Below are 14,585 nucleotides of genomic sequence, written 5' to 3' on the forward strand. Positions count from 1 at the left end.
TACGCCAAGCATGACAGTACAGGCAGGCGGACTACAGGGCAGATAGTACTTTTAGTGACGCCACCTACCACTCTTCCATGAACCGTACTCTTTTCCTGCCGGCCGCATTCCTTGGTGTGCTTTTTACTTCGGGCGTTGCGGCGCAGTCGGGCAAGACGAGCTACAAGTTTGATTTTGGCGCGGGCAGCGTGGCGCCTGGCTACCGGCAGGTGCTGCCTACGGCTACGTATTCCGAAGAGAGAGGCTACGGTTTCGACTTCAACACCACCGTTTCGGCCGTGGACCGCAAGGGCAAGGATGCCTTGAAAAGTGACTTCGTGACCAGTGACAAGCCCTTCTACTTCTCGGTGGATTTGCCGGAAGGCAACTACAACGTCACCGTCACGCTCGGCGACTTAAAGAAGCGGGCTTCCACGATGGTGAAGGCAGAATCGCGCCGCTTGCTGCTGGAAAAGACGGAAACCGCGCCCGGCAAATTCATTACCGAAACCTTCACCGTCAATATCAAAAATCGCCGCATCAACGACACCCTGACAGTGGGCTTGAAGCCGCGGGAAGTGGGCAAACTGGATTGGGACAACAAGCTGACGCTGGAATTCAACGGCGCGGCCACTTGCCTCAACGCCCTGGAAATAACGCCGGCCACCAACGCCACAACGGTATTTCTGGCCGGCAATTCCACCGTCGTCAACCAGGACGATGAGCCGTGGGCGGCGTGGGGCCAGATGATTCCGCGCTTCTTCAAGCCAGGCGTAGCCATTGCCAACCACGCCGAATCGGGGCTGAGTTTGGGTAGTTTCCTCGGTTCCCGACGCCTCGACAAAATACTGAGCGTGATGAAGCCGGGCGACTACCTGTTCGTGGAGTTTGGCCACAACGACCAGAAGGAAAAAGGCCCCAACGACGGCGCCTACAAGTCCTACACCGAGCGGCTGCAGTTGTTCGTGCGGGAAACCAAGAAGAAGGGCGGCATTCCGGTTATCGTTACGTCCACGGCCCGCCGCAACTTCGATGAGGCCACTGGCAAAAACGTGAACAGCCTCGGCGACTACCCCGACGCGGCCCGTAAAGTGGCCCGAGAAGAGGGCGTGGCACTGATTGACTTGAACGCCATGACCACCACGCTTTACGAAGCGCTAGGCGTACAAGCCTCAATGAAAGCCTTCGTGCACTACCCGGCCAACACCTACCCTGGTCAGGACAAGGCGCTGGCCGATAACACCCACTTCAATCCCTACGGCGCCTACGAAATTGCGAAATGCGTGGTGGAAGGCATCAAGGCCAATAAGTTAGACCTCACGAAATACCTTAAAACCGACCTCCCTGCTTTCGACCCCGCATATCCCGATGCCTTGGACAAGCTGGCGTGGGCCGATAGTCCTCGCAATACAGTGCTAAAGCCCGACGGCAACTAGGGCCCAACCCAAGTAGCTTCTTAACCGCAAGCGCCCCTTCCACCCTACTTTTCTTCCCATGAACAGAACTTCTTCTCGGCACCTGACAGTAGGTTTACTAGGATTGACCCTGCTGGCTAACACGCCGCTGCTGGCCCAAAAAGCCCCGACCAAAACAGCCCCGGTGAAAGCCAACGACACCACCACGCCGCTGCACCTCTTGCAGCCCGACTATCCGGTGCCATACGGCAAAACCAAGGCCGAGGAAGTGAAGCAGGTATTGGACCGGGTGTATACTTACTTGGATGCGGCCACGCCCGCCCAACTAGTCGATAAGCAAACCAATGCTGCTGTCAGCACCAGCGCTAAGTTCAACCCCAACGCCGTCATCAAGCCTGGTGACTTTCGCCTGACCAGCTACGAATGGGGCGTTACGTACTCGGGCATGCTGCTGGCGGGCGAAGTAACCGGCGACAAGAAATATACCGCCTACACCTTCGACCGGCTGAAGTTTCTGTCGGAACTGGCGCCGTACTACAAGGATTACCAGAACGCCAACCCCAAGGCGCCCACGCCCATGCGGGGCTTCATGAATCCGCATGCCCTCGATGATGGTGGCGCCCTAGCAGCATCCATGATTAAAGCACAACGGGCCGGCTTGTCCGCTGAATTGCGCCCCCTCATCGACAGCTTCGTCAATTACATCATGACCAAGGAATTCCGGCTGACGGATGGCACCTTGGCGCGCAACCGGCCGCAGCCCAACACGCTCTGGCTCGACGATATGTACATGGGCATTCCGGCCCTGGCGCAGATGGGCAAACTGACCGGCGAGAAGCGCTACTACGACGAAGTAGTGAAGCAGTACACGCAGTTCTCGCAGCGCATGTTCAACCAGCAAAAGGGGCTGTATATGCACGGCTGGGTGCAGGAAATGAGCGTGCACCCCGAGTTCCACTGGGCCCGCGCCAATGGCTGGGCCCTGATGACTACGGTTGATATTCTGGACGTGCTACCCGAGGATCATCCGGGCCGCCCCGCCATGCTCGCGCAACTAAAGGCGCACGTAAAAGCCCTGGCTGCCCTGCAAGCTGGCAGTGGCTTCTGGCACCAGCTCCTGGACCGCAACGATTCGTACCTGGAAACTTCGGCCACCGCCATCTACACCTATGCCATTGCCCACGGCATCAACAAGGGCTGGCTCGACACCAAGGCCTATGGCCCCATGGCTCTGCTAGGCTGGAACGCCGTGAGCACCAAAGTCACCACCAAAGGCCAAGTGGAAGGCACTTGCGTGGGCACCGGCATGGGCTTCGATCCGGCCTTCTACTACTACCGCCCCGTGAACGTGTACGCCGCCCACGGCTACGGCCCGGTAATCCTGGCGGGTGCCGAAATCATCCGCTTACTGAAAACCCACCCCTCCGAAATCAACGACAGTTCCGTCCAGATAACCAATTAAATGGGGTTGGAAACACCTTGCTGTGCATACTACCGTTGCCAAACCACCTGTCATGCTGAGCGGAGTCGAAGCATCTGGCTAGTGTGGTATAGTCTGATGCCTGCGCAACGAGTCGAGCGAGATGCTTCGACAAGCTCAGCATGACAATTGTATTCCAACCTCAGCACGCGAGATGCTTCGGCAAGCTCAGCATGACAGATAGCATCACAACCTTAACACGCGAGCTGTTTTAGTTTCTGGCTTGAGGCGCCACCTGCTCAGCAGGACGTGGCGCTTGCTCTTTATTTCTCATCCTAATTTCCATGCACAGAAGCACCTCCCGAATTGCCGCAAGTATCCACACCGCGCTAGGTATTATTGGGCTTGCCTTGGCGGCCCTGCCGGCTTTCGCACAGCAGCCAGTTAAGAAAGGCGAACCGCTGGTGTTTTCCTACTTCAAAGGCAATGGCGAAGACGGGCTGCACCTCGCCTATAGCCGCGACGGTTATACCTGGACTTCCCTGAAAAAAGACAGCACCTTTCTGCGCCCCACCGTGTCGAAAGACAAGCTCATGCGCGACCCTTGCATCATCCGGGGCAAGGATGGCCTATTTCACATGGTCTGGACCGTCAGTTGGAACGACAAAGGCATCGGCTATGCAAGCTCTAAAGATCTAATTAACTGGAGCGCGCAGCAGTTTGTGCCGGTGATGCAAAAGGAGGCTGAAGCCCGCAACTGCTGGGCCCCGGAAATCACGTACGACGATGCTAACGGCGCCTACGTCATTTATTGGGCTACCACCATCAAGGGTCGCTTTCCCGAAACACAAAGCACCGCCGACGCCGCCTATAACCACCGCATCTACTACGTCACGACCAAAGACTTCAACACCTACTCTGACACCAAGCTGCTCTACGAACCCGGCTTCAACGTCATCGACGCCACCATTCAGCGCGACGGCAAGCGCTACGTGATGTTTCTGAAAGACGAAACCCGCGAGCCGGCCCAAAAGAACCTGCGCGTCGCGTTTAGCAACAGCATCACGGGTCCGTATGGCAAAGCCTCGGCGCCTATCACGGGCAAGTATTGGGCAGAAGGCCCCACGGCTGTTAAGCTCGGCAAGGAGTGGCTGGTGTATTTCGACAAGTACACCGAGCACAAATACGGCGCGGTGCAATCCACCGACCTCCAAACCTGGACCGACGTATCCGACAAAGTGCAGTTCCCGAAAGGCCTGCGCCACGGCACCGTTTTCCCGGTTACAGAAAAGGAGCTTGGCGTACTGCTAAAGCAGTAAAAGGAAAATTACACTGACGCGGTTTAAGAAATACGACTGTCATGCTGAGCGCAGTCGAAGCATCTCGCTAGTGTGGTATAGTCTGATGCCTGCGCAACGAGTCGAGCGAGATGCTTCGACTCCGCTCAGCATGACAATAGTAGCACAACCTCAGCACGCGAGATGCTTCGGCTCCGCTCAGCATGACGGTTGGTTTGGCGATGTGAGCTGGCTAGATGCTTCGGTGCCTGACTTGATGCGCCACATGCTCAGCAGGACGTTTCGGAGGGTGTTAGCTGACTTTTGCATCGATATAGCTTTTGCTTAGGGCTGCACGGCATTTGCGAGCGGCTTGCCTTGCTCGAAGTCGGTGATGTTTTGCAGGGTGATGTGCGCGATGTTGTGCATGGCATCGGCGGTGAAAAAGGCTTGGTGGCCGGTGACAAGCACATTGTTGAACGAGAGCAGGCGCATAAACACGTCGTCCTGAATGACTTTCCCCGACATGTCTTCAAAGAATAGGTCCCCTTCTTCCTCGTACACATCCAGCCCCAAATAGGCAATCTTTTCGCACTTGAGGCCTTCGATTACCGCCCGGCCATCGATGAGGGCGCCGCGGCTGGTGTTGATGAGCATTACACCGTCCTTCATTTGGGCTATCGACTCCTCGTTGATGAGATGGTAGGTATGGGGCGTAAGCGGGCAGTGCAACGAAATGATATCGGACTGTGCGTACAGGCTTGGCAGGTCGGTAAACTCTATTCCTAACTCTTTGGCAGCGGCACTGAACTGCACATCATAGCCGAGCACCCGGCAGCCAAACCCTTTCAGAATTCGGGCCGTCACTAACCCGATAGCGCCCAACCCAATGAGCCCGACGGTGCGGCCGTGCAAATCAAAGCCCATCAAGCCAGTAAGGGCAAAGTTGCCCTCCCGAACACGGTTGTAGGTGCGGTGGGTTTTGCGGTTCAGGGTCAGAATCAGGGCCAGGGTATGCTCGGCCACGGCGTAAGGCGAGTAGGCCGGCACGCGCACTACGGGCAAGTTGAGCTCGGTGGCCGTTTTCAGGTCTACGTTGTTGAAGCCCGCACAGCGCAGGGCCACCAGCCGCACCCCGTTGGTGGCTAATTGGTGCAGCACCTCGGCATCCACCACATCATTGACAAACACGCACACGCCCTCGGCACCTCGCGCCAACAAGGCGGTGCTGGCGTTCAGCGGCACTTCCAAAAACCGCAGCTGGTGCCCATACCGCTGGTTGATTTCTACGAAGAACTCGTGGTCATAGGGTTTGGCATTGAAGAAGGTGATATTCATGCGCCGGAGGTGAAAGGAAACTCGAGAAAAGGATAGACACTCCCCTGTTTCGAGGCTCGGAAGTAGGTGGTAAACTAGGTATATCTACCGCTGAACGTCGCCGTTGTTGCAACCCGAGCCCATACTTAATACAACAGCGCCGGGCAGCCGCACCAGAAGCAACACTCCTGGCACCGCTACCCGGCGCTGGTTTCTACCTGTTTAGTGAGTAGTTAGGCCGCTGCTTGCGCGCTACGCTAGCTGGCTTTTACTAGGTACTTCGCCAACGGATTCTTCTTGATACTCTTTAGGCCATCGACCACCGATTCGGCGTTTTGGCGGGCGCCGGCTTCAATGGTGTGGGTGTGGTCGGTGGTGTTGAAATACGTACTTTTCACTTTCTCCTCGCCTTCCTTGTCGTATTTGTCGGCAATGATTTTGTTGAGGTCTATAAAGTAGGCGCCGCCTTGCTTGGCTGCTTCCGAGGCCCACTGGCCGTAATCGGCGGTGGCGCGGTTCACTTTGCCAGCTGTCCAGGTGTTGCGCGGGATGGGCGAGCAAACATACACGGTGGCACCTTTGGCTTTCGCTTCTTTGATGAACTGCCGCAGGTACCAGCCGTAGCTGTGCACCACTTCCTGTTGCTTTTTGATGGGGTTGTAGATTTCCTGGCTTTCCTCGCCGTTGCTTTTGATGGTGCCCCGCGCCCGCGCCGTGTCGGCTAGCGGGCCGTTGTCGTTGTGGCCGAACTGCATGATCACGAAGTCGCCGGGCTTGATGTTCGCTTGCACTTTGTCCCACAGGCCGTTGGTCCGGAATGTGCGGCTGCTGGTGCCGCCGAGGGCGTTGTTGCGCACCGCAAGGCGGGTGGTATCAAAGTGAGCGGGCAGGAAATTGCCCCATCCCCACAGGCCACCGTCGCCTTTGCCTTTGCCGTTTTTCACCGTCGAATCACCAATCAGGAACAGCGTCGGTTTCTTGGAGGCTTGCGGTAGGATGGTGAAAGCGGAAAGGGCAAGTAGCACGAGCAACAAGCCATAGGTTAAAATTCCTTTGCTGCGCGGCGTGCTTTCGTGTGGTTGGTGTTTCATTGTATTAATTTTTAGTCTCTATACAAGCTATTTATCTGTCTACTGAGCTTATCTGTCATGCTGAGCGCAGTCGAAGCATCTCGCTAGTGTGGTAACCCCTTGTAATTGCAACGTCAGCAGGCGAGAGGCTTCGGTGCCTGGCTTGAGGCGCCACATGCTCCGTAGGACAGTTACTTTGGCAATGTCAGCATACAAGACTTTGTTGCCTCAGCAAGAGAGGCCCCTCTTAGCTGCGCTTTTTAGCCAAGAACTTATTCAAGGGCAAATTCTTGGTGGCTTTGATGCCATCGACCACTGATTCGGCGTTGAGGTGGGCACCGGCTTCGTTGGTGTGGGTATGGTCGCCGGGGAAGAACTTCTTCACTTCGTCGGGACCGAGTTTGTCGTATTTATCGGCGGTTATGCTATTCAAATCAATGAACGTTACCCCTTCCTGCTTGGCTACTTCGGCGGCCCACTTGCCGTAGTCGTTGGTGGCCCGAATGACCTTGCCTTCTTTCCACTCGTTGCGCGGAATCATGGAGGCAACCAGGGGCGTCGCGCCTTTGGCCTTCGCCTCTTTTATGAATTTGCGCAGGTACCAACCGTAGGTGTGCACCGTTTCCTGGCGGCCATCGGGCCATACTAAGTCCTTGGTTTCTTCGCCGGTGCCCTTGAGCACGCCCCGGCGGCCGGCCTTGGTGGTATCGGGGGCGCTGCCTTCGTTGTGGCCGAATTGCATAATCAGAAAGTCGCCGGGCTTGAGGGCGTTGTGCACCTTCTCCCACCGGCCCTCCGAGATAAACGTACGGGTGCTACGGCCGGCCATGGCGCTGTTGTTGATGCTGATTTTGGTGGTGTCGAAGTAGCTGGCGAGTTGGCTGCCCCATCCGGCTTGCGGGGCGTTGGTATTGCGCACCGTGGAGTCGCCGATGAGATAAAGCGTAGGCTTGGGAGGCTTCAGAAAAGCAGTGAGCGCGCAAAACAGAGCGAGCAGAGCAAGTAGGTTTTTCATGCGCATGGTGGTATCTGGCGAACGATGGGTGTAGAGACGCGAAGGTTTCCGTCTGGTTGTTGCTGAGTGGCCGAAGCAGCTGCGTGCTGAGGTTGTAGCACTATCGTCATGCTGAGCGTAGGCGCAGCCGAAGTCGAAGCATCTCGCGTGCTGACACTGGATTACTATTCCAACATCAGCACGCGAGATGCTTCGACTCCGCTCAGCATGACAGGATTACTTTGGCAACGTGAGCAGGCGAGAGGCTTCGGTGCTTGGCTTGATGCGCCACATGCTCAGCAGGACAGGTTATTACATTTTAGATGTGGTTACTTCCCCACCTTGGCCGACTCCGGCTTCATACCTTCGCCTAGGTAGTAGCTGGTGTGAGGGGGCTGATTGTAACCCACGTTTTCGCGCGCTACTGCCACGCGGTAGACGGGGTCTTGCATCAGGGTCACGAAGCGGTGGGTGGTAGGAATGGTAGTCGTGAAAATCAGCAGCTCTTCGTTGTTGGCGTTGCGCCAGACCACTTCTTCGCGCCAGTCACCAAACAAGTCGGCGCTGACGCAGGGCGTGGCTTTGGTGCCGTTGCAAGACATTGCCCCCAAGGGCTTGCCGTCGAGCAGCGTGCTGGTAGTTCCGGCCTTGTAGTCCCACTTGGAAATAGTGGTGCCATCCAGCAATTCGCGCAGCAAGTCCCCGTCCCACCAGATGCCGAAGTTGACGGCGCGCGGAGCAGGTCCAATTTTCTCGCCCTTGCTGGAAAGAAGCCCCAACTCCGAGTTGCTGGCCCACATTTCGGCTCCCAGATAGCGCGGGTCGATGTCGGCGGCCATGCCCCGGCCGACGTCCTGGCCAGGTACGCCCGCAAACAGCACTTTGCCCGTGGTGGCATCGTAGAGGGCTGCCCCAGGACCGTTTTCGTAGCCGGGCACTTTCTCTTCGTTTTCGTGTACGCCCCACGCCTCCAGGTCGGGCGTGGTGGGGTCGAAGTTGCTGACGTGCAGCGCGTCGCCGTGGCGCAAGCCGGTGCTGAATAAGCCTTTGCCGTTGTCGTCGACCACCATCGAGCCGTACACGATTTCGTCTTTGCCATCGAAATCGACGTCGTTGACGCTCAAACCGTGGTTGCCCATGCCCGAAAACGGGTTTTTAGCATCCTGCGAGTCGAACACCCAACGAGAGGTGAGCTTGCCGTCGCGCCAGTCCCAGGCGGCCAGCACCGAGCGGCCGTAGTAGCCGCGGCACATCACGGCGCTGGCGTGTACGCCGTCCAGATACGCTACGGCGGCCAACATCCGGTCGGCGCGGTTGCCATGGCTGTCGTTGCCGCCGTTGCCCCCGATGCCGCCCCAGCCGCCTAAGTCGCCACGACCCGGAGCATAGGACGCCGTAGCCATAGCCGCCCCGGTCAGGCCGTTGAACACGGTGAAGTATTCGGGGCCTGCCAACACCCGGCCGTACTTACTGTCGCGGGTGCTGGCTACGGGCGGGGCATCGGTGGGCACCGTGAGGGTGCGGTAGTCCTTGTTGGCGTCGCCAATGACGGTGCCTTTGCCGTCCACGGTGCCATCGGCGGTTTTGCAGGCTAGTTCGGCTTTGCCGTCTCCGTCGAAGTCATACACCAGAAACTGCGTGTAGTGGGCTCCCGCCCGGATGTTTTTCCCGAGGTTGATGCGCCACAGATGGGTACCGTCAAGCTTGTAGGCGTCGAGCAGCACCGGCCCCGCCATGCCCGCCGAACCATTGTCGCGGCTGTTGGAAGGGTCCCATTTCAGCACAATCTCATACTGCCCATCGCCATCCAAATCAGCCACCGAGGCGTCGTTGGCGCTGTAGGTGTAGTCGCTCACCTCGGAGCCGCTGCTTACGCTGCCACCCGCTGGGCGCTTCAGGGGTACCCGCAAATAGTTCTGCGCCCACACAGCGGCCTGCTCAGGCGGGGCATCTTGGGCGCTACGAGTACCGGCTTTGCCGGCAACCAGTTGAACCGAATACGTGTTTGCCTGCGCGGCATCGGCCGTTTTGTCAACCCAGTTGGTGCTAGTAGTTACGGGCTGGCTGGTCAGCTTCACGGGCTTGCTTCCCTTCGCCTGACGAAACACCAAAAAACCCGCGCCCTGCGGGTCCGAATCTAGCAGCCGCCAACTCACAAAAATGCCGCCTCCCTCCTGCTGCACAGCCACCACGCCCCGACCCAGCCGCTCCATTTGGCGCTGCGTTGCCACCGGCGCGGAGGCGGTTTTTGGCTTTACACTTCCAGCCCCTAACAAGCCTGCTGCGCACAGCATCCAGGAAAATCTACCCGTCATATGAGAAAGAATGATTGCTTGAAATAGCCTAAAAAATAACGGGCAGCTTTTGCCAGGCTGCCCGTTGCGATATACCAAAAGCGTTAGTTATAGCCCGGATTCTGCTCCCAGAAGCCGGGGTTGATGCGTAGCTCCAGCAGCGGAATCGGGAAGAGCAGGTCGTGTTCGTCCAGCGTCCGCGGGAAATTGGTGACCGTTGCATTCTTGAACTGCTGCATCACGGGTATAGCATTGCCGGTGCGCACCAGGTCAAACCACCGGTGCCCTTCACACACAAACTCATAGCGTCTCTCTTTCAAAAGAGCCGCCCGGAAAGCGTTTTTGTTGGCAGCTTCCGGCGATGTAGCTGTGTAAGCAGGCAAACCCGAACGAGTGCGAATTCGGTTGATGAGTGTGAGCGCCATGGTCGGTACTCCACTGTTGCTTTCCTCGTTTAGCACTTCCGAATACATGAGCACTACATCCTCGAAGCGAATGATGGGGAAGTTGTTAGGATAGTCGCGGTTGTTTTGCGGAGCCGTAGTGCCTTTCTCTAAAAATTTGGTGAATTGCGGCCGACCAGACTGAATTAAACCGGTAGTCGGGTTACGAATAACGGAGTCGTAAGTGGCAGCTTTGCGGCGGTCTATTTTTGGCCAGTTCGCCCCCATGAAAGCAATGGGTACCTGAATGTCGGGGCCGCCGGCGTTGTAGGGCGACCAGAACGGCGGGAAGGTATTGCCTTGGTCCCAGGCCACGGTGCTACCCAAGCCTGTACCACCCGAAATGTATTGAATCTCGAAAACGGCAAACTTGTTGTCGTTTGGCGTCTTGAACAGATCAGCAAAATTCTGCGCTACCGAGAAAGTAGCAGGACTCTCGGCCGCATACACGTCCATGAGTTGCTGCTTGGCTAGGGGCAGCATGGAAGCATCGCGCAGTGGATAGCCATAACCTGTCAAGTATACTCTGGCTAGGAGTGCCTTTGCGGCCCACTTAGTAGCACGGCCCTTGTCTACGGCGGCGTAGCTGGCTGGTAGGTTGTCGGCCGCAAATTTCAGGTCATCGATGATAAATTGGTAGACATCCGCAATGGGCGCCCGTGGTATGTTCTTCGATTCGTCGATGCCATATACTTTATCGGCAATAGGCACGGGTCCCCAATAGCGTACTAAATCGAAATAAGCTAGGGCCCGCAAAAACCGGGCTTCGGCCTTAAACTGCTCTACCCGCGCGAAGGTGAAAGGCTCTATTTTTTGCTGCAGAATATTGGCCCGATACACCACCTCAAACAGGTCGGTCCAGGTGGCTTGCAGTTGCACGGTTTGCGACGACGCCGAATAGTTGCTGATGTCGCTGTAGTCGCGCTGCACCAAGGCAATGTTCACTTGAATATTGTCGGAGCGTATCTCCGCCATATTCCAGTGCGAGCTTTGCGGAAACGACAAGCAGCCGTTGTAAATGGCAATGACGGCTTGGTTGATTTGCGACTCGTCTTTGTAAAATTCGTCGGCCGTGTTGTTGGCCACCGGTGGTATATACAGAATATCCTCGCTGCACGCGGTAGTCAGCAGTCCGCTTACGCTCAAGGCGGCTGAATACATGAAGAGTTTTAAGGCTTTCATTGGAATGATTTTATCGATAAGGGGTAGGCTTACAGCGACAGGTTGAAGCCAATAGTGTAGGTACGCGCCTGCGGGTAGCTGCCCCGGTCGTACCCGCCATTTTGCAGCGCTTCCGGTGAGAAACCGCCGGTGTAGCTGTGCCAGATATAAGCATTTTCCAAAGCCAGATACACGCGGGCTCCAGCGTAGAAGCTGGTCTTGGGCAGCGTATAGCCCAAGTTGATGTTCTTGATGCGCAGGTAGTCTGAGCTGTACAGCCAGCGGGTATCAAAGAAGGCCCCGGTTCCCGCATTGATGTTCGGAGTCATGCCGTCGCCGGGCTCTTCTTCCGACTTCCAGCGGGTATTCCAGCGAGACGAGTGATTGTAGAGGTAGCCCATGCCCGGCCGGTCATTGGAGCGCCCAATGAGCGAGTACAGATCTCCGCCAGTTTGGGCATTCACGAGCACAGTCAAATCAAAAGCTTTGTAACGGAACGTATTAGTCATACCGAAATTGAACTTCGGCTGTGGGTTGCCCACAATAACCCGGTCGTCGTTATTAATGACGCCGTCACCGTTCTGGTCTTTGTATTTCGAGTCACCTACCCGCGTGGTGGGCATCTTCGGCTCACTATCCACTTCGGCCTGGGTCTGGTACACCCCAATGGCTTCATAGAGCAAGAACGAGTTGATGGGCACCCCCACCTGCAGAATGCTGGTTAGGGAGTTGAAGCCACCAGGCACCGGCGTGTTGGCGTTGCCTAGCTTGGTCACTTTGTTGTCGTTGTAGGAGGCGTTAAATGAGGTACTCCACTCGAAATTACCACCTTGCAGGTTTTGCGAATTTAAGCCCAGTTCCACGCCCCGATTCTCCACATTGCCGATGTTTTGGAAGCTGGTCGTGAAGCCCGTTACCGATGAAACCGGCACCGTGTAGAGCAAGTCGGTGGTCTTCTTAGTATAGTAATCGGCCGTTACCTGAATCCGATTGCTGAGCATATTGAAATCGAAGCCATAGTTGAAGCTGGCGGTTTGCTCCCAGCCTAGCTCATCGTTCTGGAAGTTGCCGGGTGCATAGCCCGTAACGGCCGCGCCGTTCAACGAATAGTTGCTTACGCGAAGCGTAGCAAACTGCGAGTTGTTGGGAATGCGGTTGTTGCCTGTCACACCCCAGCTGGCTCGGAGTTTTAAGTCGCTAATTGCGCTAACACCCTGCATAAAATCCTCCCCGGATACGCGCCAGCCCAACGAAACTGCCGGGAAGTAACCGAAGGGCCGGTTGTTGCCAAACTTCGAGGAGCCGTCGCGTCGCAGGCTGGCCGACACCAAGTACTTCTGCTTGTAGTCGTACTGTGCCCGGGCGAAGTAGGAAAGTAGCGCATCCTTGCCCGAACTGATGTTGTTCTGGTCGGTGGTGGAATTGCCGCGGTCAAACAAATACGTCCAGTCGTTGGGCAGAAAGGTATTTTGCTGTTGCGACCGATCCAAACGAGTACGCTCCACCGAATAGCCAAGAATGGCATTCAGGTTATGGTCGCCGAAAGTTTTGGTGTAGTTGAATACGCCTTGAAAGAGGTAGCGCGTGTTGAAATCCTGGTAATAGCGCGAACGGCTTAGCTGGCCATCATAAGCAGCATTAAACCATTCCCGGTTGGAACTGGTCGGGAAAAACTGCTGATCCTGATAGTAGCCGTTGTCCATGGCCCCGAGCAGTTGCAGCTGCAAGTTCTTAACGAGGTCGAAATTCAACCCCATGTTGGCATTGAGGCGGGTGCGGGTACCTTTCACCTGGCTACGCTCCATCACAGCCACCGGGCTGATGTAGTTTCCCGACCAAGCATAGGTCCGGTAAGGCTGAGCGCCCACATACACGCCTGCTTCCTTGGGTCCCACGGGCGGCATTTGCGCGGCGTTCAGGGCTTGGCCGTCGCCATCAACCCGGCCCAGGTTGGTCCATTCCATACTCGGCGCCAGTGTCATGGTCAATTTGATGCCCTTACGAATCTGAGCGTCCAAATTAGCTCTGAGAGTAGCCCGCTTCAAGTTAGTCCCAATAACTACCCCGCTTTGGTCTAGATAAGACCCATTGATGTTGTAATTCACGTTGTCGGTGCCCCCAGATACGCCCACCGTATACTGCTGTATAATGGCTTGACGAAATATGGCGTCCTGCCAGTCTGTGTACGCTAGACTGTCCTCGCCATACTGCCATTTGGGGTCATACATAAGGCTAGTGCTAGGATTACGTAGCGTTACCCCTAGCTCCGCGGCCCGGTACTCTTGCGAATCGCTGGCTTTGTAGGGTTTGTTGACGGCAGCTGTCCGGCCGCGGGCTACCCAGGCCTCATCAATACCATCTTTGCGCATCTGAATCCATTCCTCGGCCGACTGCACATCCAATTTGCTTTCCACTCGCTGGATACCCGTGAAGCCCGAAAACTGCAGCCGGGGTGCACCTTTCTTGCCGCGTTTGGTAGTTACTAGCACAACGCCGTTGGAACCACGCGACCCATAAATAGCCGCCGAAGCGGCATCTTTCAGCACCTCGATATTGGCTACGTCAGTTGGGTTGATGCCACGCAGGTTTTCTACAGGCACTCCATCCACTACGTACAGCGGATCGTTGGAGGCATTAATAGAAGCCGCACCTCGTACCCGAATCTGCAAATCAGCACCTGGTTCGCCCGTAGGGGTTTGCACGTATACGCCGGGCATCTGGCCCACCAGAGCATTTTCAATGCGGTTGACGGGTCGTTCCTCGATTTCCTTAGCCGTAACGCCCGCAATGGCACCCGTTACATTGCCGGCCTTTTGGGTGCCGTACCCTACTACCACTACCTCCTCCAACGCTTTATTGTCGGCGGAGAGGCCTACGTTGATGGTGGTTTTGCCGTCAATTGGCACCTCTTTCGTGACGTAACCCACAAAAGAAAACACCAGCGTACCCGTCCCGTTGGGCACGCTCAGCGAAAACGAACCATCGGCATTGGTACCTGCCCCAATGGTCGTGCCTTTCACTACCACGGTCACGCCGGGCAACGGCTCGTTCTTATCGGCAGTGGTGACTTTGCCGGAAATCGATTGCGACTGAGCAAACAAAGACCGGGCGAAGAGGAGCAGTACCAGCAGGGGTACCAGCTTAGCTAAGCGGTATAGCTGTCTCATACGGTAGGTAGGTAAGGGTTAAGCAGATGACTTGCCGAATTATGAAAA

The 14,585-nt window shown here is 56.4% G+C and carries 9 protein-coding genes; 3 read left to right on the forward strand and 6 right to left on the reverse strand.

Annotated elements, in window-relative coordinates; translation table 11 throughout:
- Nucleotides 1-77: 77 nt before the first annotated feature.
- The 3 genes from P1X16_RS11960 to P1X16_RS11970 all read left to right on the forward strand — a co-directional run bounded on the left by P1X16_RS11960 (nucleotide 78) and on the right by P1X16_RS11970 (nucleotide 4,133).
- Nucleotides 78-1,415, forward strand: a complete 1,338-nt coding sequence (locus tag P1X16_RS11960) for a GDSL-type esterase/lipase family protein (protein ID WP_277229094.1) — start codon at nucleotides 78-80, stop codon at nucleotides 1,413-1,415.
- 58 nt (nucleotides 1,416-1,473) lie between these two features.
- A complete protein-coding gene (locus P1X16_RS11965; protein ID WP_277229096.1) occupies nucleotides 1,474-2,856 on the forward strand; it encodes a glycoside hydrolase family 88 protein in 1,383 nt (460 codons plus the stop codon).
- 302 nt (nucleotides 2,857-3,158) lie between these two features.
- Nucleotides 3,159-4,133 carry a glycoside hydrolase family 43 protein gene (locus tag P1X16_RS11970; RefSeq protein ID WP_277229098.1) on the forward strand — a complete coding sequence of 325 codons (975 nt, stop codon included), beginning with the start codon at nucleotides 3,159-3,161 and terminating at the stop codon, nucleotides 4,131-4,133.
- 303 nt (nucleotides 4,134-4,436) lie between these two features.
- Here P1X16_RS11970 and P1X16_RS11975 read toward each other — a convergent pair whose 3' ends face one another.
- The 6 genes from P1X16_RS11975 to P1X16_RS12000 all read right to left on the reverse strand — a co-directional run bounded on the left by P1X16_RS11975 (nucleotide 4,437) and on the right by P1X16_RS12000 (nucleotide 14,537).
- Entirely contained in the window at nucleotides 4,437-5,429 is a 993-nt protein-coding gene (locus P1X16_RS11975) for a 2-hydroxyacid dehydrogenase (RefSeq protein ID WP_277229100.1), read from the reverse strand.
- 236 nt (nucleotides 5,430-5,665) lie between these two features.
- Entirely contained in the window at nucleotides 5,666-6,499 is an 834-nt protein-coding gene (locus P1X16_RS11980; protein WP_277229102.1) for a rhamnogalacturonan acetylesterase, read from the reverse strand.
- Nucleotides 6,500-6,725: 226 nt separating this feature from the next.
- Nucleotides 6,726-7,493 (reverse strand): rhamnogalacturonan acetylesterase, encoded by a 768-nt coding sequence (locus P1X16_RS11985; RefSeq protein WP_277229104.1) that lies wholly within the window; start codon nucleotides 7,491-7,493, stop codon nucleotides 6,726-6,728.
- A gap of 308 nt (nucleotides 7,494-7,801) precedes the next feature.
- Complete coding sequence (locus P1X16_RS11990; protein ID WP_277229106.1) at nucleotides 7,802-9,787, reverse strand: rhamnogalacturonan lyase; 1,986 nt, start codon at nucleotides 9,785-9,787, stop codon at nucleotides 7,802-7,804.
- A gap of 83 nt (nucleotides 9,788-9,870) precedes the next feature.
- On the reverse strand, nucleotides 9,871-11,391 hold the full coding sequence (locus P1X16_RS11995) for a RagB/SusD family nutrient uptake outer membrane protein (RefSeq protein WP_277229108.1): 1,521 nt from the start codon (nucleotides 11,389-11,391) through the stop codon (nucleotides 9,871-9,873).
- 29 nt (nucleotides 11,392-11,420) lie between these two features.
- Nucleotides 11,421-14,537: a TonB-dependent receptor gene (locus tag P1X16_RS12000; protein WP_277229110.1), complete on the reverse strand. Its 3,117-nt coding sequence runs from the start codon at nucleotides 14,535-14,537 to the stop codon at nucleotides 11,421-11,423.
- Nucleotides 14,538-14,585: the final 48 nt, after the last annotated feature.

This window comes from Hymenobacter sp. YC55, from assembly GCF_029433095.1.
GTDB lineage: Bacteria > Bacteroidota > Bacteroidia > Cytophagales > Hymenobacteraceae > Hymenobacter.